The sequence below is a fragment of the Streptomyces sp. NPDC050548 genome, assembly GCF_044457385.1.
In the GTDB taxonomy this organism is placed as follows: domain Bacteria; phylum Actinomycetota; class Actinomycetes; order Streptomycetales; family Streptomycetaceae; genus Streptomyces.
Genome location: NZ_JBITGV010000015.1, coordinates 209,407 through 234,688 on the forward strand (window position 1 = coordinate 209,407; position 25,282 = coordinate 234,688).

A 25,282-nucleotide genomic window follows, 5' to 3' on the forward strand; every position below is an offset into this window, starting at 1 on the left:
TGTACGGCGTTCATGGTTGTGCCACAGAAACGGAGCGGCAGTGTCTTCGGGGGAGAGCGGACGCGCGGACGGAGTCGGCCGACTGCTGGCCGGGCGCTATCGCGTCGTGGCCCGGCTCGGGCGCGGCGGAATGGGCGTGGTCTGGCGCGCCGTCGACGAGGTCCTCGGCCGTGAGGTCGCGGTCAAGGAACTGCGCTCCTTCACCGACGACTACGCGCCCGAACTCGCCGATCTGCGGCTGCGGATGCAGCGCGAGGCACGGGCGGCGGCGCGGGTCCGCCATCCCGGTGTCGTCGCCGTGCACGACATCGCCGAGGTCGACGGCCGCCCGCTGATCGTCATGGAGCTGATCGACGGTCCCTCCCTGGACGACGTGCTGGGCGAACGCGGCCCCATCGACCCGCGCGAGGCGGCCGGGATCGGCGCGAGGGTGATGGAGGCACTGGCCGCCGCCCACGCCGCCGGTGTGCTGCACCGCGATGTGAAGCCCGGGAACATCCTGCTGGAGCGCTCGGGCCGGGTCGTCCTCACGGACTTCGGCATAGCGACCATGGACGACCCGGGCGACGGCTCCGCCACGCACCTCACCCGCAGCGGCGAACTCATCGGCTCCCTGGACTACTTGGCTCCCGAGCGCGCGCAGGGCGCCGACCCCGGCCCGGCCTCCGACGTCTGGGCCCTGGGCGCCACGCTGTACGCGGCTGTCGAGGGCGCCTCACCGTTCCGTCGCACCTCGACGTACTCCACCCTCACGGCGATCGTCGACGAGCCCCTGCCCGAACCCCACCGCGCCGGTCCGCTCACCCCCGTCCTGCGCCAACTCCTCGACAAACGCCCCGAGTCCCGCCCCGACGCCGACCTGGCACGCAGGCTGCTGGAAGCGGTGGCGCAGGCGCCGGAGACGGACTCGCCGACGACTTTGCTGAGGGGGGCCGGGGGAGGGGCTGCCGCGGTGGCGGCGGGCTTCGGAACGGGGGCGAAGACACCGAGCGGAAGCGATGGGCCGGAAGCCCCGGTTCAGGACCCGCAGGAGTCAACGGCGGCCCGCACCACCGGTCTTGGGAGTGCGGAGCGGCCCGAAGCCCTGGCAGGACCTGGAGAGCCGTCCGAGGCCCCGGCCGGAACCGGAGAGCCGAGCGCGGCCGGTACCCCCGGGATTCCGCCCGGACCGGGAGCCCAAGCCCCCGGTTCACCGGTTCCGCCGACTGGATCGGACACCCTCCCACCCGTCTCCACGCCCGCTCCCACGCCCACTGCCACCTCTGTCCCCCAGGGCTTCGGCCCGCCCCTCGCCCCAGTGCCCCACCCGGCCCCACCGACCGGGCCCATGGCGCACCCCGCCCACCCCCGCCGCAAGGTACGCGTACTGATCGCCGCCGCTGCCGCGGCGGTCGTCCTCGCCGGTGCCGGAGTGGTCGTCGCCCACTACGTCAACTCCGGTGACACGTCGGTCACTTCGCAGGGCGGCTCACCCCCGGTCCAGGACGCCGGCGACGCCTCGCCCACCGCACGCGCGGACGTCAAGCGCTCGGACTCCGCCAAGCCCACCGGGCAGGGCGCCGACGGGACTCAGGCACCGACCGAGCAGCACACCGGCAAGGGTGAGGACCCGACGGCCAAGCGAACTCCCACCGCCTCGCCGAGCAGGTCCACGTCCTCCGGCGGCGGAGGCTCGGGCGGCAACAGCACCCCCACCGACGGAACCAGCCCCAGCTCCAGTCCCGCCCCGGCCTGTCAGTCCATCGGCGGCGGCAAATACAACTGCCAGGTGTGGCGCACCGCCAAGTCCTACACCGCGTCCGGCACGGAGGTGGGTGTGCTCGGCACGGGCACCAACTACTTCTACTGCCAGGCGAATCTGGGCCGCCGCGAGACCTACGGCCAGTGGACCAACATCTGGTGGGCGAAGACGGACGACGACAGCGGCAACACGAACGTCTATGTCAGCGACGTCTACATCAAGGGCGGGGGCAACGACGAACCGGTCCCGGGGCTGCCGGTCTGCTGAGGCCCTACGAACCGCTCCAGACCGGATACCGTCACCAGCCCCTCCTCCCGGAACAGCCGTGTACCCCGCTCGCACAACTCCCGGTCGGCGCGCGCCCGAGCACAGAACTCCTCCGGCGTCCGCCCGAACAGCTTCCTCAACTCCGGTGAGGCGGCGAGAAGTTCGGTGAGCAGCGCGCGCTCCCCCGGATGCCGGCGCGGAACACCCGCACGGTCCCTCAACACCCCGTACCGGTTGACGTAGACATACGCGCCCCGCAGCGGCTCCCCGGAGTCCGACGGCGCGAAACGGAACTCGGGCCCGGTCAACCGCGCCCGGTCGTACGCCCCTTCACTCGCGTCCACCACCGCGAGCTGCCGCGCGTCGAACCACGTCACGAACAACTCCCGCACGACACCAGGTGAGTTGAGCGGCGACGCGGACACATAGCCCACGCGGCTCACGTGCGCCGAGACACCGACGTCGACACCGGTGACCCGTACCTTCACCATCGGGACGGGGGAGTCGATCCCGAACTCCGCCATCTTGTGCCGCAGTTGACCGGGACAGGCGTTGGAACCGATGGCGAGGACCGGAGTGCGGTCCTCGTACGTGACGCGGCCGTCCAGGGGCAACAGCCGGTCCCCGACGAGGAGTCCGGAGCCTGCGGGCCAGGCGCCCGGGTAGTCGAGCGGGAACTCGCGCGGCGCCCGGGCCAGCCCCAGAGCCTCCAGCGTACGGTCGTTCACGGTTCGGCTCAGTCCGACGGCGGCAGCTCGCCCGAGCCCCGGGTGATCAGCCGGGTCGGCAACTCGATGCGTTCCGGGGCGATGAGCGTGCCGTCCAACTGGCGGAAGAGACGATCGGCCGCGGTACGGCCGAGGGCCGCCGCGTCCTGGGCGACGACGGTCACGCCGGGCTGCAGCAGGTCGGCGAGTTCGAAGTCGTCGAAGCCCACGAGGGCGATCCGCCGGGCCTGTTCGGCGAGGACCCGGACGACGGTGACCGTCACGCGGTTGTTGCCGGCGAAGATCGCGGTGACGGGGGAGGGGCCGGACAGCATCTCCTCGGCGGCCCGGCGGACCCGCACGGGGTCGGTCACACCGAGGGACATCCAGGAGTCCTCGACCGCTATCCCGGCGTCCTCCATGGCGGCCCGGTAGCCGCGCAGGCGCTCGGCCGCCGTGTGGATGCGGGGCATGTCACCGATGAAGCCGATGCGCCGGTGGCCGTGGGAGATGAGGTGGGTGACCCCGTCGTGCGCGCCGCCGTAGCTGTCGGAGAGGACGACATCGGCGTCGATCCGCCCGGCCGGACGGTCCACGAACACGGTCGCGACACCCGCCTTGATCTCAGGCTCCAGATAACGGTGGTCGTCCCCGGCCGGGATCACCACCAGACCGTCCACCCGCCGGGCGCACAGCGCGAGCACCAACTCCTGCTCGCGGTCCGGGTCTTCGGCGCTGGAGCCGTTGATGAGCAGGGCGCCGTGGGCGCGGGCCACCTCCTCGACCGCGCGGCTGAGGGGACCGTAGAACGGGTCGGCGAGGTCCTCCAGGACGAGGCCGATGCTCGCTGTGCGACCCTTGCGCAGGACGCGCGCGCTGTCGTTGCGCCGGAACCCCAGTGCGTCGATGGCCTCCTGGACGCGGCGCTCGGTGTCCGGGGTGACGCCCGGTTCGCCGTTGACCACCCGCGACACCGTTTTCAGGCCGACACCGGCGCGCGCGGCCACGTCCTTCATGGTCGGACGGTTGCCGTAGCGGTTCTCGGGGCGGCGGGCGGTCTCTGGCACGATGCGCTGTCCTGTCCTGTCGTCCACGGGGGATGCATAGGTCCATGGGTTTGTATGAGGATGTGGCGTCGAGCATAGAGCCTGGACAACGTTGTCATATGCGAGAGAGACTGTCCACCGACATCTACGGCCTGCGCCCCCACCGCGAGACCGGTCCAACTCACCTTCTGGTGGTTCTCATGTTTGACGGGGAGATCTGACACTGATGCACACCGACCTCGTGGCCGCGCTCGACATCGGCGGCACCAAGATCGCCGGGGCGCTGGTGGACGGCCACGGCAAGATCCTGGTGCGCGCGCAGCGCCCGACGCCCTCGCAGGACGACGGCGACACCGTGATGCGGGCCGTGGAGGAGGTGCTCGCGGAACTCACCGCATCGCCCTCGTGGTCCCGCGCGAGCGCCCTCGGCATCGGCAGCGCGGGTCCCGTGGACGCCTCCGCGGGCACCGTGAGTCCCGTCAACGTGCCCGGCTGGCGCGACTATCCGCTCGTCGAGCGGGTGCGTGCGGCGGCCGGGGACCTGCCCGTGGAGCTGATCGGCGACGGCGTGGCGATCACGGCCGCCGAGCACTGGCAGGGAGCGGCGCGCGGGCACGCCAACGCGCTGTGCATGGTGGTCTCCACCGGAGTCGGAGGCGGCCTCGTCCTCAACGGGCAGCTGCATCCCGGGCCGACGGGCAACGCGGGCCACATCGGCCACATCAGCGTGGACCTGGACGGCGACGCCTGTCCGTGTGGTTCGCGCGGCTGCGTCGAGCGGATCGCCAGCGGTCCCAACATCGCCCGGCGGGCGGTCGAGGGCGGCTGGCGGCCGGGCCCGGACGGTGACACCTCGGCCGCCGCGGTGGCCGCCGCCGCCCGCGCGGGCGACCCGGTCGCCGTCGCCTCCTTCGAACGGGCCGCGCAGGCCCTCGCGGCCGGTATCGCGGCCACCGCGACCCTCGTCGAGATCGACATCGCCGTGATCGGCGGGGGCGTCGGCAAGGCGGGCGATGTGCTCTTCACGCCGCTGCGCAAGGCGTTGAGCGACTACGCGACGCTGTCCTTCGTACGGCGTCTGACGGTGACGCCGGCTCAGATGGGCACGGACGCCGGGCTGGTGGGAGCGGCCGCGGCCGCGCTCGCCGGGCAGGCGAGCAGCGCGACCGCGGCCGGGGTGTGAGGGCGCAGAACGGACGAAACGTTCGTTCAGTGCCCTACGCCCTTGTCCGGCACGTGAGTTGTACGTCGCTCAGCAAGTGAGCCGCGCGTCCGCCCAGTCCGCGTGGTCCGAGTCGATCCCGTCGCCGCCGTCGGTGACGACGAGTCGGACCACCTGGGCGCCGGTCACGTCCGCCGTGACCGGCTGGGCGGGCATCGCGTTGGTGAGGACGCCGGTCGAGGCGACCTTCGTGCCGTCCGCCCAGATCTCGAAGGCGACGGTCCCGTTGGCCCCCTTCTCGTCGTCCACACCGACGTCCGCGGTGACCTTCTCGCACGCCTTCCCGGTGTAGTACGCCACCTCGCTCTCGGCGTGTACGCCAAGTCCCTTGGCGTACACGACTCCGCCGAGAGTGATGGGATTGCCGTCCCCGGCCGCGCTCTCCCCGTTGCTGGTGTTGCGCTCAACGGGCCCCCATCCATTGGCCGTTGACATCCACGGAAGGTCACCGAGGTACGAGGTGCCCGCGGGCGGAGCGACCACCACGGACGCGGTGAACGGCAGGGTGTTGGTGACCCGCGCACCGCTCGGCGAGCGGTAACTCGCCTTCAGCGCAAGGTCGTACGACCCCGTGGGCGTCCCCGCCGGAGCGGTGACCGTCCACTTGGTGCGCAGCGACCTGCCGGTCGGCACGGCCTTCGCGGTCGTCGAGGACTTGGCCCGGATCTTCCAGCCGGCGGGTCCGGTCAGGCTCACCGAGACGCGCTCGGCGGTCGTCCGGCCGAGGTCGGTCACCGTCGTGGTGAGCGGGGTCGCGGTCGCCGCCTGGACCAACGGGGCGCCGTCCAGGCCGAGTTCGACGGCGGGCGGGTTCTTGACCGCGTGCCGGTCGGCGGAGACCCGTACGAGCACCGTGCCGTGGGCGGGGACGGTCGCGGAGATCGTGCCCGCGGTGTTGTAGCTCTTGTGCTGCCACAGGTCGCGCAGGGTGTAGGCGCGGGAGTTCGGGAGGCCGACGGCGGTCGCGGTGGTGGCGATGCGCTGGGCGCTGCCGGACTCGTTGAAGAGTGCGACCGTACGGCTGCCGTCCTTCATCTCCTTGGCGACGACCCAGCGTCCGCCCTCGGACATGACAACGTTGCCCTGCTTGCCCAGCGGGTCCTGGTCGACCGCGATGACCTCCTTGTTGTCGAGGATGTCGAAGGTCGCGTCGGTCGCCTTGCGCAGGTCCGAGCCGATGAGGAGCGGTGCGGCCATGATCGACCACATGGAGAAGTGCGAGCGGTACTCGGTGTCCGTCATACCGCCGTTGCCGACCTCCAGCATGTCGGGGTCGTTCCAGTGCCCGGGTCCTGCGTACTGCGCGAGCGGCAGGTTCTGCTTGAGGATCGACAGCATCGAGCCCCAGTTGTCGCTGATGTCACCGGTGGTGCGCCAGAGGTGCCCGACGTCCGAGGCCCACTCCCAGGGCTTGTTCTCGCCCCATTCGCAGATGCTGAAGACGATGGGCCGGCCGGTCGCCTTCAGGGCGTCGCGCATGGTGGTGTAGCGCAACTTGGCGTCCACGCCCTGGTTGTTGCAGTTGTCGTACTTGAGGTAGTCCACGCCCCAGTCGGCGAACTGCCGCGCGTCGCTGTACTCGTGGCCCAGCGCGCCGGGGAATCCGGCGTCGTTGCAGGTCTTGGTGCCCGCGCTGGTGTAGATGCCGAGCTTGAGCCCCTTGGAGTGCACGTAGTCCGCGACGGCCTTGATGCCGTGCGGGAAGCGGACGGGGTCGGGGACGAGCTTGCCGTCGGCGTCGCGGGTCGGCAGGGCCCAGCAGTCGTCGAGGTTGACGTACTGGTAGCCGGCCGCCTTGAGGCCCTTGGCGACGAAGAGGTCCGCGATTCCCTCGACCATCGACTCGTTGAACTCGGCGCGGCAGTTGGTGGAGTTCCAGTTGTTGAAACCCATCGGAGGTGTGAGCGCCTGACCATCGGCCAGGGCGGGGGAGACGGGGTCCTGTACGGGGGCGGCGACCGCGGGCGCGGCGAGGCCCGCCGTGCACAACAGCCCTGCTGTGAGCACTCCTACCACTCTTCGGCGGGTCGTGCGGGTGTGGGGGTGACGCATGGTGACGTTCCTCCGGACTCGCGAGAGATGGGATCACTTCCTGTGCATGTCATGTGCGCGATTACGGTAGGACGTGTCGAACTCTGTTGGAAGAGTTGCGTATTCATTGTTCGACTTTCCATCGCGTGAGTTTTGAACACGTTCAACTTTCTGCGCTAGGCTCACTCCCGAACAGAAGGGGGAGCCCTGTGAAGATCGTCATTCCCGGCGGTACGGGACAGGTGGGCGCGATCCTCGACCGCGCCCTGACCGAGGCCGGCCACGAGGTCGTCGTCCTGACCAGGCGGCCGAAGCGCGACCGCGAGGTGTGGTGGGACGGCGAGCACCTGGGCTCCTGGGCCCGGGAGATCGACGGCAGCGACGTCGTGATCAACCTGGCGGGCCGCAGCGTCAGTTGCCGCTACACCCCCGCCAACCTGAAGGCCATGATGGACTCGCGCGTGCACTCCACCCGGGTCGTCGGCGAGGCGATCGCAACCGCCGCGCAACCGCCGCGCGTCTGGCTCCAGATGAGCACCGCCACCGTCTACGCCCATCGCTACGACGCCCCCAACGACGAGGCCACGGGCCTGATCGGCGGAGCCGAACCGGACGTCCCCGGCTGCTGGTCGTACAGCGTCGAGATCGCCAGGAACTGGGAACGCGAGCAGGAGCGCGCCGGCACCCCGGGCACCCGCAAGGTGGCCCTGCGTGCCGCCATGGTGATGAGCCCCGACCGGGGCGGTGTCTTCGACGTGCTGCTCGGGCTGGCCCGGCTCGGGCTCGGCGGTCCGGTCGCGGGCGGCGCCCAGTACGTCTCCTGGATCCACGACCAGGACTTCGTCCGCGCGGTGGAGTTCCTCATCGCTCGGGAGGACATCGCCGGGCCGGTCAACCTCGCCGCCCCGGGGCCGCTCCCGCAACGCGCCTTCATGCGCGTCCTGCGCGCCGCCCGGGGCATCCCCGTGGGCCTGCCCGCCACGAGGTGGATGGCCGAGCTGGGCGCCTTCACGCTGCGCTCGGACACCGAACTCCTCCTGAAGAGCCGGCGGGTCGTCCCGGGGCGGCTGCTGGCGGAGGGGTTCACCTTCGACCATCCGCAGTGGCCCGAGGCGGCCGTGGACCTCGTACTACGGTCGCGCGGCGGAGCGGTTTCCACCCGGCGGCCGGTCCGGGCGTGACCCCGGCGCGCTTCGTCAGTTGAACGGGGCATGAAGAAGCGCAGCATGCTGGCCATCGCCTCCCTCGCCACCGGGTTCGTCGTCGCCGCGATCACTCCGTCGCACTCCCACGACCACGACGTACTCGGCGATCTCAACGTCAAGGACACCGTGGGCTCCATGGACCACCTCGTCAGCGACGGCAGCCTCGCCGTCGACGAGGGCGCCCTGGGAGAGAACAGCTGATACCGGTCCATGGCGCACGGCGCCGGTGCCCCGTCGGAGGGGGTGCCGGCGCCGTCGTATGTACGCCCTCAACTGCGGCTGGTTTCCGTGGCAGGGTGGAACGGGCAAGCCTCAGGGGGCCAACAGAAGAGGGGGACCTGTGACCGTCGTCTGGATCAACGGCGCGTTCGGTGCAGGCAAGACCAGCACCGCACGGGAACTGATCGACCTGATCCCGAACAGCACGTTCTTCGACCCCGAGATCATCGGCGGGGCACTTCCGAACCTGCTCCCGCCCAAGCACCTCGCGGAGGTCGGCGACTTCCAGGACCTGCAGATCTGGCGACGGCTCGTGATCGACACGGCCGCCGCCATGCTCGCCGAGCTCGGCGGGACCCTCGTCGTCCCGATGACCCTGCTGCGCCAGGAGTACCGCGACGAGATCTTCGGCGGCCTCGCGGCCCGCCGGGTCGCGGTCCGGCATGTTCTCCTGGCACCGGCGGAAACGATCCTGCGCGAGCGAATAGCCGGCCGGGAGATCCCGCCGGACCTCCCCGACGGCGAGCTGCGGATACAGCAGTGGGCGTACGACCACATCGAGCCGTACCGTGCCGCACTCGCCTCCTGGCTCACCGCCGACGCTCATCTCGTCGACACCAGTGCCCTCACCCCGTACGAGACGGCCCGCCGGATCGCCGACGCCGTCGGCAGCGGTACCGTCCCCGTCTGCGACATCGTGCAGACCCCGGAGCCCACCTCCGAGACCATCGCGGCCGGAGTGCTCCTCTTCGACGAACAGGACCGGGTGCTGCTCGTCGACCCCACCTACAAGGCCGGCTGGGAGTTCCCCGGCGGGGTCGTCGAACCCGGCGAGGCACCCGCCCGGGCCGGCATGCGCGAGGTCACCGAGGAGACCGGCATCGTCCTCGACGACGTACCCCGACTGCTCGTCGTCGACTGGGAACCACCCGCACCACCCGGCTACGGCGGTCTGCGCCTTCTCTTCGACGGCGGCCGGCTGGGCGCCGCCGAGGCGGACCGACTGCTGCTGCCGGGACCGGAGTTGCGCGGCTGGTGCTTCGCCAGCGAGCAGGAGGCCGCCGACCTGTTGCCGCCGGTCCGCTACGAGCGCTTGCGGTGGGCGCTGCGCGCCCGGGAACGCGGGGCCGCGCTCTATCTGGAGGCAGGCGTACCGGTTGGCTGACGATCCGTCAATTTGCGGACTGATCAACGATGTTGAACGGGACTTTGCCTTTTCGGGGACGCGACCTGGCGATTTTGCGGGGCATGGGTCATTCCGATAACAAAGCGAGGGCGAATTGTCGCCGTCCCGGTATGAACAAGAACGTGAAGAAGGTACATCGGAGCTCTAACGTCTTTGCGCAGCTCAGTTCTCTCGCGGCCGCCGGCCGCCTCGACGGGACCGGACATTTCGCCGGTCGAAGGAGAGGAACATGCGCGCGCCATCCTCGGCCCTCACCCGGGCACTCACTCTCGCCGCCGGGCTCACCCTGGTGCTCACCGCCTGCAGCAGTGGCGGCGGTGGGGGCGGCAGCCCCAGCAAGGGCAGCTCGGCCGGACTCACGTCCTGCAACACCGTGGGCAAGGCCAACACCTGCAACTCGGCCGCCACCAAGTCCGGCGGAACGTTCACCTATGTGCTGGAGAAGAACATCCAGCAGTGGAACGTCCAGGACGTCAACGGCAACACCTTCGAGAACGCCGAGGCCATGGAGGTCGTCCTGCCTCAGGTGTTCGTACCCCAGCCGGACTTCACCGTCACTCTGAACACCGACCTGGTGACCTCGGCGACGCAGACCAGCACCAGCCCGCAGACCATCGTCTACAAGATCAACCCCAAGGCGGCGTGGAACGACGGCACGCCCATCACCGCCGACGACTTCGTCTACTACTGGCGCACCAACAACGGCAAGGACTGTCCGCCGCCGCCCGCCAGCGACTCCACGCAGACCAAGGGCTGCCTGCCCCAGAGCACCGCGGGCTACGACCGGATCAAGTCCCTCACGCCTTCCGACAACGGCAAGACCTTCACCATGGTGATGTCCAAGTCGTACTCGGACTGGAAGTCGCTGTTCGGCGGGGGCTATCCGCTCTACCCGGCCCACACCGCCGAGAAGCTCTCCGGCGCCAAGGCCGGTGACGCCGCCGCCATGACGGCCACGCAGATGGCGCAGGCCTGGCAGTACTTCCTGAAGACGCCGCCCACCAAGTACCCCACCGCGGGCGCCTACAAGATGCAGCAGTGGGTCGACAACGACCACGCCACCTACGTGCCCGACCCCAAGTGGACCGGTGCGAAGAAGGCGACCCTCCAGCGGCTGATCTTCAAGGTGATCTCGGACGCCACCCAAGAGCCGACGGCGTTGAAGAACAACGAGGTTCAGGGCATCTACCCGCAACCCGAGGTGGACCTGGTCAACCAGGTCAAGGACATCCCCGGTGTCACCTACACCATCGGCAACGGTCTGACCTGGGAGCACTTCGACCTGAACCTGCACAATCCGGTGATCGGCAAGTATCTGGCGCTGCGGCAGGCGATGTTCACCGCGATCAACATCAAGGACATCATCGCCAAGACGGTCGGCCAGTTCGACCCGGCCGTGAAGCCGCTCGGCAGCCACAACTTCGTTCCCGGACAGGCCGGTTACAAGGACCTGGTCACCAGCACCGGCCAGGGGTCGGGTGATCTGACCAAGGCCAAGAAGTACCTCACGGACGCCAAGTTCACCGGGGTGGGCACGGCGTTGAAGACGCCGGACGGCAAGGCCGTCGGACCCTTCAACTGCCGCTACACCACCGGCAACCAGATCCGGCAGAGCGAGTGCCAGATCCTGCAGAGCAACCTGGCGAGCCTCGGCATCAAGGTGACCATCAAGCCGATCGGCGCCGCCGACCTCGGCACGGTCCTCGCGGGGCACCAGTACGACATCATCGTGTTCGCCTGGGTCGCGGCACCGTTCCCGACCAGCAACGCCCAACAGAACTGGTTCACCGGCGGTGGCGGCAACTTCGGTGGCTACAGCAACAAGACGGCCGACTCCATGATCTCCCAGGCCGTGGGCGAGACGGACGCGACGAAGGCCGCGGCCCTGCTCAACCAGGCCGACCAGCTCATGGTGAACGACGCCTACGTCCTGCCGCTGTACCAGAAGCCGACGTTCCTCGCCGTGCAGACGCGGTTCGTGAACATGAGGAACAACGCCACGAACGTGGGCCCGGCGTACAACACCGGCGAGTGGGGCCTGAAGAAGTAGCCCCGCAGGAAAGCCTGTTGGGCTCGGCTCCGGTACCGGAGCCGAGCCCGACCCCGACGGCATCCCCGACCCGCCGGCCTCCGAGAGAAGACCGCATGCTCGCCTACACAGTGCGTCGCGTCCTCGTCTCCATACCCGTCCTCCTCGTCTCGACGTTCATCGTGTTCCTGGTCGTCGTCAACTCCGGCGACCCGGTGGCCAACTTCGCCACTTCCCGGCAACCCGCGCCCAGCAAAGCGGCGGTGGCCGCCTTCGCCCGGCACATCCACGCCAACCAGCCGGTGATGGAACGCTATTGGAACTGGATCATCGGTGTCCTGCACGGCGACTTCGGCCCGTCCGTGCAGGCCAACCTGGACATCGGACACGACCTGTTCACCCGCTTCAAGGTGACCATCACCCTGGTCGCCGCCGCGATGATCCTCGCGCTGATCATGGCCGTGGTGTTCGGTGTGTTCAGTGCCATCCGCCAGTACTCCGCCGCCGACTACACCATCACCTTCTTCGGCTTCCTCTTCCTCGCCATGCCCGTGTTCTGGTTCGCGGTGCTCCTCAAGCAGGCCGGAATCTGGTTCAACGAGAAGACCGGCAGCCAGTTCCTCGGCACCATCGGCGAGAAGTCCCCGTACCTCGAAGTCGACACCACCTGGAACCAGTTCACCGATCACGTGGGCCACCTCATCCTGCCCACCATCACCCTCGCCCTGGTCTCCTTCGCGTCCTGGACCCGCTACACCCGCGCCTCCATGCTGGAGGTCCTCAACAGCGACTACGTACGGCTCGCCCGCGCCAAGGGACTTCGGCGCGGCAGGGTGATGACCCGGCACGCACTGCGCACCGCCCTCATCCCGCTCGCCACCGTCACCGCCCTCGACATCGCGATCATCCTGGGCGGCGCGGTGATCACGGAGACGATCTTCCAGTGGCACGGCATGGGCGAGATGCTGGTGCAGGCGGCGACCACGCTCGACGTCTACCGCACCATGGCCTGGTTGTTGCTCTCCGCCGTCGTCGTCATCGGGTTCAACCTCATCGCCGATCTCCTCTATGCCGTACTCGACCCGAGGATCCGCTATGACTGACATCGAGGCACCGGGGTCCGCGGGCACTCAACTGCCGCCCGGCGACCATGAGTTCACCGTACGGCAGCGCACCCAGACCCAGCTGGTGCTGCGCCGCTTCCTGCGGCACCGGGCCGCGATGGTCAGCCTGGTCGTGTTCGTGCTGATCCTGCTGTGGGCGTTCATCGGCCCGCACCTCTGGCACTACTCCTACGAGAAGTACACCGAGGACAACTCCAAACCGCCGTCCTGGAAGCACCCGTTCGGCACCAACTCCTCGGGATACGACGCCTACGCCCAGGTCATGCGCGGCACCCAGACCTCGCTGAAGATCGCCATCATGATCGCGCTCGGCTCCACCCTGGTGGGCGCGATCTGGGGCGCCATCGCGGGCTTCTACCGTGGCGTCGTCGACGCGGTCATGATGCGCATCGCCGATCTCGTGCTGACGCTGCCCCTGTTCGCGATCGCCCTGGTCATCTCCTCCCGCACCGGCGGCTCCTGGTACTGGATCGCGATCGTGATCGCCGGACTGACCTGGGCGTACGTGGCCCGTGTCGTGCGCTCCTCGGTGCTGTCGCTGCGCGAGAAGGAGTTCATCGAGGCGGCGCGGGCGCTCGGCGCCTCCGATGTGCGGATCATCTTCCGGCATCTGCTGCCCAACGCCCTCGGCCCGATCATCGTCAACGCGACGATCCTGGTGGCCACCGGCATCCTCACCGAGACCGCGCTGTCCTTCCTCGGCTTCGGTGTCCAACCCCCCGACACCTCCCTGGGGTTGCTGGTCTCCCAGGCGCAGACGGCGGTCGACACCCGGCCCTGGCTCTTCTACATCCCCGGCGCGTTCATCATCGCCATCGCGCTGACCATCAACTTCATCGGCGACGGCCTGCGCGACGCCTTCGATCCCCGGCAGCAAAGGGTGCGACAGTGACGACCACGAGTCATGGAGTGCGCGAGGTCCCCGTGACCTCGGCCGTGCTCGAAGTCGAGGACCTCAGTGTGGAGTTCGGCACGGAGGACGGGACGGTGCGGGCCGTGCGCGGCGTCGGCTACCGGCTCGACCGGGGCGAATCGCTGGGCATTGTCGGCGAGTCGGGGTCCGGGAAGTCGGTGACCGCCCTCGCCGTGATGGGGCTGCTGCCGACCGGCGCCAAGGTGCGCGGCTCGGTGCGCTTCGAAGGTACCGAGCTGCTGGGTCTGTCGGACGCCCGCCTGTCCGACCTGCGCGGCAGCGGCATCGCGATGATCTTCCAGGACCCGATGACCTCCCTCAACCCCGTCTACAACGTGGGCTACCAGATCAGCGAGACCCTGCTCCGCCACAACCCCGAGATGACACACAAGGACGCCCGCAAACGCGCCGTCGAACTCCTCGGCACCGTCGGCATCCCCAGCCCCGAGCGGCGCGTCGACAGCTACCCGCACGAGATGTCCGGCGGCATGCGCCAGCGCGTCGTCATCGCGATCGCCATGGCCAACGACCCGGACGTGATCATCGCCGACGAACCGACCACCGCCCTCGACGTCACCGTGCAGGCGCAGATCCTCGAAGCCCTGGAGACCGCCCGCGCCGAGACCGGCGCGGCGCTCGTCCTCATCACCCACGACCTCGGTGTGGTGGCCGGCCACACCGACCGGGTCGCGGTCATGTACGCGGGCCGGATAGTGGAGACGGGGTCGGTCGAGGACATCTTCTACACCCCGCGCATGCCCTACACCCTGGGCCTGCTCGGCTCCTTGCCGCGACTCGACCGCGAGGAGGCACGCCTCACCCCCATCAGCGGCTCACCGCCGAGTCTGCTGAACCTGCCGCCCGGCTGCCCCTTCGCGCCCCGCTGCCCGATGCGCCGGGACGTGTGCGACACCGACGAACCCGTCCTGCGCAGGGCGGGCGGGGACCTCCATCTCAGCGCCTGCCACTTCGCCGACGAACTCGTCGACACCGGCGCGGACCAAGTCTTCGACGCGGTCGGCGCGGACACCGAGGCCCTGGCCCGCTTCGCCGACGCGGCCCCCGCCACGAACCCCGAGGAGGACGCCGTATGACCGCGCCCGCGCAGGCCGTCACCCCCCTGCCGCCGCTGCCCGGCCATGGCGGCACCGGCGAACCGGTCCTCCAGGTACGGGACTTGGTCAAGCACTTCCCGGTCATGTCCAAGGGCGTCATCCGCCGCCGCGTCGGCGATGTGCACGCCGTCTGCGGAGTCTCCTTCGACCTCCACGAGAACGAAACCCTGGGCCTGGTGGGGGAGTCGGGCTCCGGCAAGACCACGATCTCCCGCACCGTCCTCGGTCTGGAACGGGCGACCGCGGGCCAGGTCCGCTACGGGCAACACGAACTGACTCGGCTGAGCAGACGTCAGATGCGGCCTCTGCGGCGGGAGTTGCAGATCGTCTTCCAGGACCCGTACGCCTCGCTCGACCCGCGGATGACCGTCCACGAGATCGTCGCCGAACCGCTGCGCATCCACGGCCGCTACGGGTCCGGGGCGGGCGCAGAGGTGAGCGAACTCCTGCGGCTGGTCGGACTCAACCCCGAGCACGGCAACCGCTTCGCCCACGAGTTCTCCGGCGGACAGCGCCAACGCATCGGCATCGCAAGGGCGTTGGCCCTGCGGCCCAAGGTCGTCATCCTCGACGAACCCGTGTCGGCCCTCGACGTGTCGATCCAGGCGGGCGTCCTCAACCTGCTGATGGACCTGCAGAGCGAACTCGGCCTGTCCTTCCTGTTCGTGGCCCACGACCTGTCGGTGATGCGGCACGTGGCGGGCCGGGTCGCCGTCATGTACCTGGGCCGCCTGGTCGAGATCGCCCCCGCCCGACAGCTCTTCGCCCGCCCGGCGCACCCGTACACCCAGGCCCTGGTCTCGGCCATCCCGCTGCCCGACCCGCGCAAGGAACGCGCCCGGAAGCGCATCACCATCCAGGGCGACGTCCCGAGCCCGGTCCGCCCGCCGAGCGGTTGCCGCTTCCGCACGCGGTGCCCGAAGTTCGCCAATCAGCTGACGGAGAGCGAACGTACCTCCTGCGTCGAGGAGGCACCGGCACTCGTCGACCGGGGCGGGGGGAACCCGGTCGCCTGTCACTATGCGGAGAGCGTGGAACTGTTGTAGGCGCGGCTCAGTTCGGCGTCGGGGTACGGGGTGAGCCGACTCTCGTTCTGCACACGGCGGTTGAAGTCCGCCAGCACGACGGTGAGCGGCGCGTGCCGGGTGATGATCGAGGCGGCGGCTTCGGGGATTCCGCCGGGCCGCTCACCGTCGGCGCAGGCCCGCACGAAGGCCTCGCGCTCCGGGAGGTCGTACCCGTACAGGGCGACGACGAGCCAGTTCACCAGCCGGGCGGTGGCGTAGGAGCGGTCGTAGTGCTGGTGCCGGTCGAGGAACTCCCGTTCCTCGGGGGCGAGTCGGAAGCGTGAGGAGACCGCCAGGCCGAAGTCGGTGAGGTAGAGCCGGCGGCCGTCGGTGAGGATGTTCTCGAAGTGGGCGTCGAAATGCAGCAGTCGGTGCTCGTGGAGGAATTCCGTGGTGCTCTTGAGCTGCTGCTCCACGAGGGTGCAGGCGGTGTCCGGATCGCCGGTGCGCAGCTGGTCGTCGAACCAGTCGTGCAGCGTGTGCGGGAAGTGCTCGACGAACAGTGTCAGGCTCGCGCTCGCCGTGCGCCGTGCCTCGATGTGCTCGCGCACCTGTCGGCTGCCGCCCCAGTAGGCCACGACCCTTTCGATATCCGCCAGTTCGTCGTGCAGTGGCTGGGGCGTGTCGGGCAGTACCCGCCAGTGGTACATCAGCGGAAAGCCCGGGAATCGGTCCGCCAGCACCCAGTTGGTGGTCATCGTGTGCACGGCCAGCTCCCGCCAGACACCGAAGCCCGGACTTCCGAGGCCGTAGTGGCAGTAGGCGGGCATTCCGAACACATTGGCCGTGGACCGGACGTTCTCCGCCAGCCGCTCCACATCCGTGAGCGGCATCCGCTTCACGAACACCTTTCTGCCGTCCACCTCGATCAGCGCCGAACGCCCGCCGATACCTGTCCCCAACGGCGTCCCCGCGTCGACCAGTTCGGCGAGTTCGTGGTCGGAGAGGAGGGCGAGGGTGGTGGCGATGTCGCTGTGGGCGGTGATGCGCTCGGTGCGGGACATGGGTTCATCCTCGTTCAGGCGACGCCCAGCCGGACGGTCATTTCCACGGTCACCTCGTCGTCCGCGCCGAGACCGCACGGCATCCGCACGGCGGCCTTGAGCGGCAGCAGGTATCCGCCGTCCTTGGGGAAGAGCGACGTCGCGAACGCGGTCTCGCCGATCCGCGCCTCGACGGGGATCACTCCCCAGCCGTACGAGGCCATGGTGGCGACCTCGCGGATGTCCGCCGACTCCTCGCCCGGCACGGGGACGAAGTAGTACGGCGATGGGCCGCGCCACTCGACCACCCGGCCGGTGAAGACGAACCGCATGCCGTCGATCCCCCAACACCCCTCAGGACGCGCTCAGTTGCCCGCGTAGTTCTGCAGGAACAGCGCCTCCGCCACCGAAAGCCGTTCCAACTCCTGCGGTGACACGCTCTCGTTGACCGCGTGGATCTGCGCCTCCGGCTCGCTGAGGCCGATGAGGAGGATCTCGGCCTGGGGGTAGAGGGCGGCGAGGGTGTTGCAGAGCGGGATGGAGCCGCCCTGGCCGGCGTACTGCATCTCCTGGCCGGGGTAGGCGACCGCCATCGCCTCGGCCATCGCCGTGTACGCCGGGCTGGTCGTGTCGGCGCTGAAGGGCTGGCCCTGGCCGATCTGTTCGGTGCTGACGCGGGCACCCCACGGGGTGTGGGCCTCCAGGTGGGCCGCGAGCAGCTTGGTCGCCTCGGCCGTGTCGACCCCCGGCGGGACGCGGAGGCTGACCAGCGCGCGGGCGCCGGCCTGCACGGACGGGGTGGCGCCGACGACCGGCGGGCAGTCGATGCCGAGGACCGTGACGGCCGGGCGCGCCCAGATGCGGTCGGCGACCGCGTCGGAACCGATCAGCTCGACACCGTCCAGCACCTTGGCGTCCTGGCGGAACTGCCCCTCGTCGTACGACAGTCCGTCCCAGGTCGCGTGGGCGGCGAGCCCGTCGACGGTCGTCGAGCCGTCCTTGGCGCGCAGCGAGTCCAGTACGCGGATCAGCGCGGCCAGCGCGTCGGGCGCGGCGCCGCCGAACTGGCCCGAGTGCAGGTTGCCTTCGAGGGTGTCGATCTGGATCCGGACCAGGGTCATGCCGCGCAGGGTCGAGGTGACCGTGGGCAGGCCGACACGGAAGTTTCCTGTGTCGCCGATCACGATCGTGTCGGCGGCGAGGAGTTCGGGGTGTTCTTCGGCGTACCGCTCCAGGCCGCCGGTGCCCTGCTCCTCCGAGCCCTCGGCGATCACCTTGACGTGCACCGGGATGCCGCCGTTGGCCTTGAGGGCGCGCAGCGCGAGCAGGTGCATGATCACGCCGCCCTTGCAGTCGGCGGCACCGCGCCCGTACCAGCGGCCCTCGCGCTCGGTCAGTTCGAACGGCGGGGTCGTCCAGGCGGACTCGTCGAGCGGCGGCTGTACGTCGTAGTGGGCGTACAGGAGCACGGTCTTCGCGCCCTCGGGGCCGGGCAGGTAGCCGTAGACCGACTGTGTACCGTCCGGGGTGTCGAGCAGGGCCACGTCCTGGAAACCGTCGGCGCGCAGCGTGTCGGCGACCCAGTTCGCGGCGCCCTCGCTCTCGCTCTTCGGGAACTGGTCGAAGTCCGCCACCGACTTGAAGGCCACCAGCTCGCCGAGCTCAGTTCTTGCCCTGGGCATCAGCGAGGCGACGGTCTCGGCGACCGGATTCGACGACATGGGCACGCTCCTTGTGGGTGCGACGTTGTACGAATGATGCCGTCGATCCTCCCACAACGGCCTGGGGCGATGTCCGCCGTAGGATGCGGGGGACAGGTGCGGCAGCGGCTTGATCGGGAGCAGTAGACCATCGTGAGCAGCGAGAACTCTTCGGCGGACGACGTGCAGCGGGTGTGGGACGTCGTCGTGGTGGGCGCGGGACCCGCGGGGGCCTCGGCCGCCTATGCGGCGGCCGTCGCGGGACGGCGTGTGCTGTTGCTGGAGAAAGCCGAGTTGCCCCGCTACAAGACGTGCGGCGGCGGCATCATCGGACCCTCGCGCGACTCCCTGCCACCCGGCTTCGAGCTGCCGTTGAAGGACCGGGTGCACGCCATAACGTTCTCGAACAACGGACGTTTCACGCGTACCCGCCGGTCCCGGCAGATGCTGTTCGGGCTGATCAACCGGCCCGAGTTCGACCAGCAGCTCGTCGAGCACGCGCAGAAGGCGGGCGCCGAGCTGCGCACCGGCGTCACAGTGACACGAGTCGAGCAGCACGGCTCCGCGGTGCCGGACCGCCGTACGGTCGCCGTCGTCCTCCAAGGCGGCGAGACGGTCCTCGCGCGGGCCGTCGTCGGCGCGGACGGCAGTGCCAGCCGCATAGGGGCGCACGTCGGGGTCAAGACCGACCAGGTGGACCTGGGCCTGGAGGCGGAGATCCCGGTGCCGGACACCGTCGCCGAGGACTGGAAGGGGCGGGTCCTCATCGACTGGGGCCCGATGCCCGGGAGTTACGGCTGGGTCTTCCCGAAGGGGGACACGCTCACGGTCGGCGTGATCTCCGCGCGCGGTGAAGGCGCCGCCACCAAGCGGTACTTGGAGGACTTCATCGCCCGGCTCGGCCTCGCCGGCTTCGAACCGAGCATCTCCTCAGGGCACTTGACCCGGTGCCGGGCGGACGACTCGCCGCTCTCTCGCGGTCGCGTGTTGGTCTGCGGGGACGCGGCGGGACTCCTGGAGCCGTGGACCCGGGAGGGCATCTCGTTCGCGCTGCGCTCGGGACGGCTCGCGGGGGAGTGGGCGGTGCGGATCGCCGAGGCGCACGACGCCGTGGACACCCGCCGCCAGGCGCTGAACTACGCGTTCGCGATCAAGGCGGGGCTCGGCGTGGAGATGAGCGTCGGCAAGACCATGCTGGCGATCTTCGAGCGGCGCCCCGGACTTTTCCACGCGGCCCTCACCGGCTTCCGGCCGGCCTGGAAGGCCTTCATGGACATCACCCGGGGTTCGACCACGCTGGGCGAGCTGGTGCGCAGCCACCCCATGGCACAGCGCGCGCTGACCGCGTTCGACCGCAGGACCGCGGAGGTCGAAACGCCCGTTGAGCCTGAGGAGGGCGAGGTCAGCTCCTGACCGTGACGTGGAAGACGGGGTGGTCGGGGGCGATCCGGCGCAGCTCGTCGTCGGAGGAGTCCGGGCCGACTCCTCCGAAGAACACGCCGACCTCGGCCTTCCAGCGCTTGAGGTAGGCGCGCAGCAGCGGCACCTTGTCGTCGCCGGTGACCTCGGTCGCGGTGAACACGTCCACCTTCTTGCCGAGCCGCAGCTCGCCGCCGCCCGCCGCGCGCATGTTGTGCGTCCACTGGACGTGCCCGCGCGGGGCGACGAGGTACTGCTGTCCGTCCACCGTCAGCAGGTTCACCGGGGTGGTCCGCCATTCGCCGCTCTTCCGGCCGCGGACCGCCAGCACCCGTGAGCCCCACACGCTGAGACCGCGGCGGGTGAACCAGGCGACGGCGCGGTTGAAGACGTTGACCGTGAACCAGCCGGGCTTCTGCACATGCGTGCTCATGACGACTCCTGGGTTTTGGAGAGCGCGGCTCCCTTTTGTGAGCACTGCTCTCGCTCTCGGGAACAGTCTGCATCGGCTCGGCGATCCAATGCAAGAGCGGTGCTCTCTTTTTTGTTCGCCGCTCTCGTTTGTGTGCGCTGCTCTGATTCCGTGCCAGACTTGCTCGCATGAGCACCACACAAGGCGCCCGCGCCCGAGCCAGGATCGAGGTCACCGCGGCCATCAAGGACGAGGCACGCAGACAGCTCGCCGCCGAGGGCGCCGCGAAACTCTCGCTGCGCGCCGTGGCCCGTGAACTGGGCATGGTCTCCTCCGCGCTGTACCGGTACTTCCCCAGCCGCGACGACCTGTTGACCGCTCTCATCATCGATGCGTACGACTCCGTCGGCGAGAGCGCGGAGGTGGCCCACGCCAAGGTGGCCGACGCGGGCCCGCTGCGGCGCTGGACGAGCGTGTGCGAGGCGGTACGGGGCTGGGCGCTCGCGCATCCGCACGAGTACGCGCTGATCTACGGCTCACCGGTCCCCGGTTATGTCGCCCCCGAGACGACCGTCCCGTCCGCCGCCCGTGTCGCCCTCATCCTGATCGGCGTCGTACAGGACGCCCACCAGGCCGGCACCCTTACCGAGCCCCCGCTTCCGGCCGGCCTGCGCCCCGAGGCGGACCGTATGATCGCGGACTTCGCGGGCGGCCTTCCGCCCGGATCAGCCGTGGCCCTCGTCGCCGCCATTGCCGAGACGTTCGGACTGGTCAGCTTTGAGCTTTTCGGCCAGTTCCGCCGGGTGGTGGAGGACCGTGAGCCGTTCTTTCGTCATGCGGTACGACGGCTTGCGCTCGGGGTGGGGCTTGCGGACGTGTGACTTCGTCGGCTGCAGGCCGGTGGGGGCTGGGCGCGCCCACGCGGCGGAGCCGCATGTTGATACCGCCCCGCGCCCCTTACGGGGCGCTGTCGTGGACGGGAGTCGACGGGTATCGCTTCGTACTCCCCGGGAAGTACACGTGATCACCTCGCTCGGCTGACGCCCCCGACCCCGCCCGGCGTCTAGCGTGACGTGTATGGACGAGCAGCGCGTACGGTGGCGTCACGGACCGCCGTGGGGCGGGGAGGCGGCACCGACCCGGTGGCCGTGGCGTTCCACGCTGCTGGTCACCGTGTTCGTGCTGGTGGGCAGCAGCTTCGCCGGGCACGGCCAGCCCGACCGTGTCCAGCTCGACCTCTACGCGCGCGTGCTGCTCGTCGTCGGCTCGGCGCTGCTCCTGTGGCGTCACCGCTACCCCGTAGGGGTGGCCTTCGGGACCGTGCTCGCCGCCGTGCTCTACTTCGGTGCCGGATACCCGTACGGCCCCGTCTTCCTGCCCGTCGCGCTCGGCTGCTTCGGCGCGGTCGTGGCCGGGCGTCGGTGGGCGGCCTGGACCGCGCTCGGCGCGCTCTGGGCGTCGCATCTCCTGATCGCGCACTGGCTGTACCGATGGCTGCCCCCGCAGCACGACCACGCGATGCCCTGGGGCCGTGAACTGGCCGTCGCCACCTGGTTGGTGGCCGTCGCTGCGATCTCCGAACTGGCCCGCACCCGCCGCGACCAGTGGGTCCGCGAGCGCGCCGAGCGCGCCCAGGCGGCCCGTCGCCGCGCCGACGAGGAGCGGCTGCGGATGGCCCGTGAACTGCACGACGTCCTCGCGCACAGCATCTCCGTCATCAACGTCCAGGCGGGCGTCGGCCTCGCGCTTCTCGACTCCGACCCCGAGCAGGCCCGTACGGCCCTCACCACCATCAAGGCCGCCAGCAAGGAGGCGCTCGGCGAGGTCCGTCAGGTCCTCGACAGTCTGCGCGCCCCGGGCGACGCGCCGCGCACCCCGGCCCCCGGCCTCGACCGGTTGCCCGAACTGGTGCAGCAGGCGGCGAGCGCGGGCCTCACGGTGGAGGTCGAGGGAACCCCGCCCCGCCTCCCGCCCGGCACCGACCTCGCCGCCTTCCGGGTCGTCCAGGAGGCCCTGACCAATGTCGTACGGCACTCGGGCTCGCGGCACGCGCGCGTGCACGTCGACCACGATCCCCGGGAGCTGCGGCTGCGCGTCGACGACGACGGGCCCGCTACCGGCACGGACGCCGGGGGCAGCGGCAACGGGCTGGCCGGGATGCGGGAGCGGGCCGCCGCGCTCGGTGGCACCATCGAGGCGGGCCCGCGCCCGGACGGCGGCTTCCGGGTGCTCGCCGTACTGCCGTTGAAGGTCACACCGAAGGAGGACGACCGGTGATCCGGGTACTGCTCGCCGACGACCAGTCGCTGGTCCGCGCCGGGTTCAAGGCGCTCCTGGACGCGCAGCCGGACATCGAGGTCGCGGGCGAGGCCTCCGACGGCGAGGAGGCGGTGCGCAAGGTGGGCGAACTGCGCCCCGACGTCGTCCTGATGGACATCCGCATGCCGTCGCTCGACGGCCTCGCGGCGACCCGACGCATCACCGGGAACGGCGACCTGGAGGCGGTGAAGGTCGTCATGCTGACCACCTTCGAACTCGACGAGTACGTCTTCGAGGCGATCCGCTCCGGCGCCTCCGGCTTCCTGGTGAAGGACACCGAACCGGACGAACTCCTGCGCGCCGTAAGGGCGGTGGTCGACGGCGACGCGCTGCTGTCGCCCGGGGTGACCCGCCGTCTGATCGCCGAGTTCGCGGCGCGCTCCAAGGAACCGGCGACGGCCGACGCCCTCACCCGACTCACCGAGCGGGAACGGGAGGTGATGGCCCTGGTCGGTATCGGCCTCTCGAACGAGGAGATTGCCCGGCGCCTGGTCGTCAGCCCGCTCACCGCGAAGACCCATGTCAGCCGCACGATGGTGAAGCTGGGCGCCCGGGACCGGGCCCAACTGGTCGTGCTGGCCTACGAGTCGGGGCTGGTCCGCCCCGGCTGGCTGGGCTGACCAGCCGCCCGCCGATACCGGTACAGCACGCTCGCCACACGCACGAAGAACACGACGGGCAGCAGCACGAGCCCCGCCCACATCAGCCCCGTCTCGACCGCGCCCGGCAGCTCGAACAGCCACACCGGACCGGCGACCGCCCCGAACACGACGACAGCCGCGAACACCGCGCTGACCAGCGCATACCCGATCTCGACGGTCATCGCGTCCCGCTCGGCCTGTGTACGCCGTCCCCCGGTCATGCTCATTCCACGAGTCTCACACACGCGCGCCCGACGGAGCAATCGGCTCCGCCGGGCGCACACGTGAGAGGGGTTTCTCCGGGGCGAGGCGTCGAACACCGGCCCAGTCGGTCGCGCCCCTTAGTGGCGCGGGGAACTGCGCGACCAGCCACAGTGCACCCGCGGACGAAATCCGACGCGTCTAGTCGTTGACCGCCACCCGCTCCGCCTCCGTCACCGTGGACTTGGCGACCACGAGGGTCTCTTGAGCGCGACGGCCGCGCAGCCCCGGCAGAGTGATCAGCAGTCCGGCGACCGCGATGAACGTCACCACGACCAGCCCGGGCCGGTAACTGTCCAGCACCGCCTGCGGGGTGGCGTGCGCGGGGGCGTGGGCGGTGACCACGGCGGTGACGACCGCGAGGAAGATCGCGCCGCCCACCTGCACCGAGGTGTTCAACAGCCCGGAGACCATACCCTGTTCGTGGTCCTCGACCCCGTTGGTGGCCTGGATGTTCAGCGAGGGGAAGACCAGCGCGCAGGCCGCGCCGATCAGCAGCATCGACGGCAGGATCACCGCCGCGTATCCCGGATCGAGGCTGACCCGCAGGAACAGCGCGTACCCGACGACCATCAGCGCGAAGCCCGTCGCGATCAGCCGCTGTGTGCCGAACCGGTCGACGATCGAGCCGACCTTCGTCGAGGAGACCGCCACCACAGCCCCGGCCGGCAGGAAGGCGAGCGCCGTGTGCAGCGCGGACCAGCCGAGCAGCGACTGCATGTACAGCGTGACGAGGAACTGGAAGCCGACGTACGACCCGAAGAACGCCATCGCGCCGAGCTGGGCGCGGATCTGGTTGCCGGAGCGCAGCACCCCGAGCCGGATCAACGGCCCGGCGGAGCGCCGCTCGACGTACACGAAGACGGTCAGCAGGACGGCAACGGCCAGGAAGGACAGGAGAGTTCGGGCAGAGGCCCAACCGACCTCAGGCGCCTGTACGACGGTGAAGACCAGCAGCAGCATCGACGCGGTGCCGAGGACGGCGCCGGGGACGTCGTAGCCGTTGTGGTCCTTCTCGCGTTCGCTGCGCGGCAGCAGCTTCAGGCCGACGAGCAGGGCGATCAGCGCGATGGGCGCGGGCAGCAGCATGGTGAGCCGCCAACTGGCCTCCGTGAGCAGGCCGGAGAGCACCAGGCCCATCGAGAAGCCGGTGGCCGCGCAGGTGGTGTAGATGGACAGGGCGCGGTTGCGCAGCGGGCCCTCGGCGAAGGTCGTCGTGATGATCGACAGGCCGGCCGGTGCCGTGAAGGCGGCGCTGAGGCCCTTGATGAAGCGGCTGGCGATCAGCAGCGGACCCGAGTCGACGAGCCCGCCGAGCAGGGAGGCCACCGCGAAGACTCCCAGGGCGACCAGGAAGACCTGGCGTCGGCCGAGCAGGTCGGCGGTCCGGCCGCCGAGGAGGAGCAGCCCGCCGTATCCCAGGATGTAGCCGCTGACGATCCATTGGAGCGTCGAGGTGGAGAGGTCCAGTTCGGAGCCGATGGAGGGCAGGGCGACGCCGACCATCGAAACGTCCAGCGCGTCCAGGAACATCGCGGCGCAGAGCACCAGCAGGGTGCCCCAGAGCCGTGGGGTCCAGCGTCCCTCGGACCGTGTAGGGGAGAGCGGAGAGGTCATGCCGCAGAGACTACATGCGTATGCATCGAATGCAAACGCATTTAATTACGATGCAACA

The 25,282-nt window shown here is 69.9% G+C and carries 23 protein-coding genes; 14 read left to right on the forward strand and 9 right to left on the reverse strand.

The window, feature by feature from the left end; translation table 11 throughout:
- Nucleotides 1-40: 40 nt before the first annotated feature.
- Nucleotides 41-2,008 carry a protein kinase gene (locus ACIBJH_RS34810; protein WP_399120904.1) on the forward strand — a complete coding sequence of 656 codons (1,968 nt, stop codon included), beginning with the start codon at nucleotides 41-43 and terminating at the stop codon, nucleotides 2,006-2,008.
- Here ACIBJH_RS34810 and ACIBJH_RS34815 read toward each other — a convergent pair.
- Together ACIBJH_RS34815 and ACIBJH_RS34820 are read right to left on the reverse strand one after the other, a co-directional pair.
- Nucleotides 1,954-2,736: a hypothetical protein gene (locus ACIBJH_RS34815; protein ID WP_399120905.1), complete on the reverse strand. Its 783-nt coding sequence runs from the start codon at nucleotides 2,734-2,736 to the stop codon at nucleotides 1,954-1,956. The two genes, ACIBJH_RS34810 and ACIBJH_RS34815, sit on opposite strands and share 55 nt — an antisense overlap.
- An 8-nt stretch (nucleotides 2,737-2,744) precedes the next feature.
- A complete protein-coding gene (locus ACIBJH_RS34820) occupies nucleotides 2,745-3,782 on the reverse strand; it encodes a LacI family DNA-binding transcriptional regulator (protein ID WP_399120906.1) in 1,038 nt (345 codons plus the stop codon).
- Between the two features lie 205 nt (nucleotides 3,783-3,987).
- Between ACIBJH_RS34820 and ACIBJH_RS34825 the strand changes: the two genes are divergently transcribed.
- Entirely contained in the window at nucleotides 3,988-4,944 is a 957-nt protein-coding gene (locus tag ACIBJH_RS34825) for an ROK family protein (RefSeq protein WP_399120907.1), read from the forward strand.
- A gap of 69 nt (nucleotides 4,945-5,013) precedes the next feature.
- Here the strand turns inward: ACIBJH_RS34825 and ACIBJH_RS34830 are convergent, their stop codons facing one another.
- Entirely contained in the window at nucleotides 5,014-7,035 is a 2,022-nt protein-coding gene (locus tag ACIBJH_RS34830; protein WP_399120908.1) for an NPCBM/NEW2 domain-containing protein, read from the reverse strand.
- A 188-nt stretch (nucleotides 7,036-7,223) separates the two neighbouring features.
- On the opposite strand from ACIBJH_RS34830, the gene ACIBJH_RS34835 reads away from it, so the two are divergent.
- From ACIBJH_RS34835 to ACIBJH_RS34870, 8 genes are all read left to right on the forward strand, one after another.
- Complete coding sequence (locus tag ACIBJH_RS34835; protein ID WP_399120909.1) at nucleotides 7,224-8,195, forward strand: TIGR01777 family oxidoreductase; 972 nt, start codon at nucleotides 7,224-7,226, stop codon at nucleotides 8,193-8,195.
- Between the two features lie 30 nt (nucleotides 8,196-8,225).
- The gene (locus ACIBJH_RS34840; RefSeq protein ID WP_019069460.1) at nucleotides 8,226-8,420 is read left to right on the forward strand and encodes a hypothetical protein; all 195 of its coding nucleotides are present in this window, start codon (nucleotides 8,226-8,228) and stop codon (nucleotides 8,418-8,420) included.
- Between the two features lie 139 nt (nucleotides 8,421-8,559).
- The gene (locus ACIBJH_RS34845) at nucleotides 8,560-9,603 is read left to right on the forward strand and encodes an NUDIX domain-containing protein (RefSeq protein ID WP_399120910.1); all 1,044 of its coding nucleotides are present in this window, start codon (nucleotides 8,560-8,562) and stop codon (nucleotides 9,601-9,603) included.
- 250 nt (nucleotides 9,604-9,853) lie between these two features.
- Entirely contained in the window at nucleotides 9,854-11,674 is a 1,821-nt protein-coding gene (locus ACIBJH_RS34850; RefSeq protein ID WP_399120911.1) for an ABC transporter family substrate-binding protein, read from the forward strand.
- A gap of 95 nt (nucleotides 11,675-11,769) precedes the next feature.
- Entirely contained in the window at nucleotides 11,770-12,756 is a 987-nt protein-coding gene (locus tag ACIBJH_RS34855) for an ABC transporter permease (protein WP_399120912.1), read from the forward strand.
- Complete coding sequence (locus tag ACIBJH_RS34860) at nucleotides 12,749-13,669, forward strand: ABC transporter permease (RefSeq protein ID WP_399120914.1); 921 nt, start codon at nucleotides 12,749-12,751, stop codon at nucleotides 13,667-13,669. Before ACIBJH_RS34855 ends, ACIBJH_RS34860 begins: the two co-directional genes overlap by 8 nt.
- Nucleotides 13,666-14,784, forward strand: a complete 1,119-nt coding sequence (locus ACIBJH_RS34865) for an ABC transporter ATP-binding protein (protein ID WP_399120915.1) — start codon at nucleotides 13,666-13,668, stop codon at nucleotides 14,782-14,784. The genes ACIBJH_RS34860 and ACIBJH_RS34865 overlap by 4 nt, the downstream gene beginning before the upstream one ends.
- Nucleotides 14,781-15,851, forward strand: a complete 1,071-nt coding sequence (locus tag ACIBJH_RS34870; protein WP_399120916.1) for an ABC transporter ATP-binding protein — start codon at nucleotides 14,781-14,783, stop codon at nucleotides 15,849-15,851. Before ACIBJH_RS34865 ends, ACIBJH_RS34870 begins: the two co-directional genes overlap by 4 nt.
- Here ACIBJH_RS34870 and ACIBJH_RS34875 read toward each other — a convergent pair.
- Genes ACIBJH_RS34875 through ACIBJH_RS34885 form a run of 3 tightly spaced genes read right to left on the reverse strand, consistent with a single transcriptional unit; the run spans nucleotide 15,824 to nucleotide 18,576 of the window.
- A complete protein-coding gene (locus tag ACIBJH_RS34875; RefSeq protein ID WP_399120917.1) occupies nucleotides 15,824-16,876 on the reverse strand; it encodes a protein kinase family protein in 1,053 nt (350 codons plus the stop codon). The two genes, ACIBJH_RS34870 and ACIBJH_RS34875, sit on opposite strands and share 28 nt — an antisense overlap.
- A gap of 14 nt (nucleotides 16,877-16,890) precedes the next feature.
- The gene (locus ACIBJH_RS34880; protein ID WP_399120918.1) at nucleotides 16,891-17,187 is read right to left on the reverse strand and encodes a DUF1905 domain-containing protein; all 297 of its coding nucleotides are present in this window, start codon (nucleotides 17,185-17,187) and stop codon (nucleotides 16,891-16,893) included.
- A 33-nt stretch (nucleotides 17,188-17,220) separates the two neighbouring features.
- Nucleotides 17,221-18,576, reverse strand: coding sequence for a dipeptidase (locus ACIBJH_RS34885; RefSeq protein ID WP_399120919.1), 1,356 nt, complete (start codon nucleotides 18,574-18,576; stop codon nucleotides 17,221-17,223).
- A gap of 132 nt (nucleotides 18,577-18,708) precedes the next feature.
- Between ACIBJH_RS34885 and ACIBJH_RS34890 the strand changes: the two genes are divergently transcribed.
- Nucleotides 18,709-19,968 (forward strand): geranylgeranyl reductase family protein, encoded by a 1,260-nt coding sequence (locus ACIBJH_RS34890; protein ID WP_399120921.1) that lies wholly within the window; start codon nucleotides 18,709-18,711, stop codon nucleotides 19,966-19,968.
- Here ACIBJH_RS34890 and ACIBJH_RS34895 read toward each other — a convergent pair.
- Complete coding sequence (locus ACIBJH_RS34895) at nucleotides 19,958-20,407, reverse strand: nitroreductase family deazaflavin-dependent oxidoreductase (protein WP_019069471.1); 450 nt, start codon at nucleotides 20,405-20,407, stop codon at nucleotides 19,958-19,960. The two genes, ACIBJH_RS34890 and ACIBJH_RS34895, sit on opposite strands and share 11 nt — an antisense overlap.
- A gap of 167 nt (nucleotides 20,408-20,574) precedes the next feature.
- Between ACIBJH_RS34895 and ACIBJH_RS34900 the strand changes: the two genes are divergently transcribed.
- The 3 genes from ACIBJH_RS34900 (at nucleotide 20,575) to ACIBJH_RS34910 (ending at nucleotide 23,325) form a co-directional block, all read left to right on the forward strand.
- Nucleotides 20,575-21,267 (forward strand): TetR/AcrR family transcriptional regulator, encoded by a 693-nt coding sequence (locus tag ACIBJH_RS34900; protein ID WP_399120922.1) that lies wholly within the window; start codon nucleotides 20,575-20,577, stop codon nucleotides 21,265-21,267.
- 196 nt (nucleotides 21,268-21,463) lie between these two features.
- On the forward strand, nucleotides 21,464-22,663 hold the full coding sequence (locus tag ACIBJH_RS34905) for a sensor histidine kinase (RefSeq protein ID WP_399120923.1): 1,200 nt from the start codon (nucleotides 21,464-21,466) through the stop codon (nucleotides 22,661-22,663).
- Nucleotides 22,660-23,325, forward strand: coding sequence for a response regulator (locus tag ACIBJH_RS34910; protein WP_399120924.1), 666 nt, complete (start codon nucleotides 22,660-22,662; stop codon nucleotides 23,323-23,325). Before ACIBJH_RS34905 ends, ACIBJH_RS34910 begins: the two co-directional genes overlap by 4 nt.
- On the opposite strand, the gene ACIBJH_RS34915 is transcribed toward ACIBJH_RS34910, so the two are convergent.
- Nucleotides 23,286-23,573 carry a DUF6332 family protein gene (locus ACIBJH_RS34915; protein WP_399120925.1) on the reverse strand — a complete coding sequence of 96 codons (288 nt, stop codon included), beginning with the start codon at nucleotides 23,571-23,573 and terminating at the stop codon, nucleotides 23,286-23,288. The genes ACIBJH_RS34910 and ACIBJH_RS34915 overlap by 40 nt on opposite strands.
- 175 nt (nucleotides 23,574-23,748) lie before the next feature.
- Nucleotides 23,749-25,224: an MFS transporter gene (locus ACIBJH_RS34920; RefSeq protein WP_399120926.1), complete on the reverse strand. Its 1,476-nt coding sequence runs from the start codon at nucleotides 25,222-25,224 to the stop codon at nucleotides 23,749-23,751.
- Between the last annotated feature and the right edge of the window lie 58 nt (nucleotides 25,225-25,282).

Bases quoted from the DNA above. Each gene is read 5' to 3' on its own strand.
- ACIBJH_RS34830 (WP_399120908.1), bottom strand. From the start codon at position 7,035: ATGCGTCACCCCCACACCCGCACGACCCGCCGAAGAGTGGTAGGAGTG.
- ACIBJH_RS34895 (WP_019069471.1), bottom strand. From the start codon at position 20,407: ATGAGCACGCATGTGCAGAAGCCCGGCTGGTTCACGGTCAACGTCTTC.
- ACIBJH_RS34855 (WP_399120912.1), top strand. From the start codon at position 11,770: ATGCTCGCCTACACAGTGCGTCGCGTCCTCGTCTCCATACCCGTCCTC.
- ACIBJH_RS34900 (WP_399120922.1), top strand. From the start codon at position 20,575: ATGAGCACCACACAAGGCGCCCGCGCCCGAGCCAGGATCGAGGTCACC.
- ACIBJH_RS34860 (WP_399120914.1), top strand. From the start codon at position 12,749: ATGACTGACATCGAGGCACCGGGGTCCGCGGGCACTCAACTGCCGCCC.
- ACIBJH_RS34885 (WP_399120919.1), bottom strand. From the start codon at position 18,576: ATGTCGTCGAATCCGGTCGCCGAGACCGTCGCCTCGCTGATGCCCAGG.
- ACIBJH_RS34840 (WP_019069460.1), top strand. From the start codon at position 8,226: ATGAAGAAGCGCAGCATGCTGGCCATCGCCTCCCTCGCCACCGGGTTC.
- ACIBJH_RS34880 (WP_399120918.1), bottom strand. From the start codon at position 17,187: ATGCGGTTCGTCTTCACCGGCCGGGTGGTCGAGTGGCGCGGCCCATCG.
- ACIBJH_RS34920 (WP_399120926.1), bottom strand. From the start codon at position 25,224: ATGACCTCTCCGCTCTCCCCTACACGGTCCGAGGGACGCTGGACCCCA.
- ACIBJH_RS34825 (WP_399120907.1), top strand. From the start codon at position 3,988: ATGCACACCGACCTCGTGGCCGCGCTCGACATCGGCGGCACCAAGATC.
- ACIBJH_RS34870 (WP_399120916.1), top strand. From the start codon at position 14,781: ATGACCGCGCCCGCGCAGGCCGTCACCCCCCTGCCGCCGCTGCCCGGC.
- ACIBJH_RS34850 (WP_399120911.1), top strand. From the start codon at position 9,854: ATGCGCGCGCCATCCTCGGCCCTCACCCGGGCACTCACTCTCGCCGCC.
- ACIBJH_RS34905 (WP_399120923.1), top strand. From the start codon at position 21,464: ATGGACGAGCAGCGCGTACGGTGGCGTCACGGACCGCCGTGGGGCGGG.
- ACIBJH_RS34915 (WP_399120925.1), bottom strand. From the start codon at position 23,573: ATGAGCATGACCGGGGGACGGCGTACACAGGCCGAGCGGGACGCGATG.
- ACIBJH_RS34875 (WP_399120917.1), bottom strand. From the start codon at position 16,876: ATGTCCCGCACCGAGCGCATCACCGCCCACAGCGACATCGCCACCACC.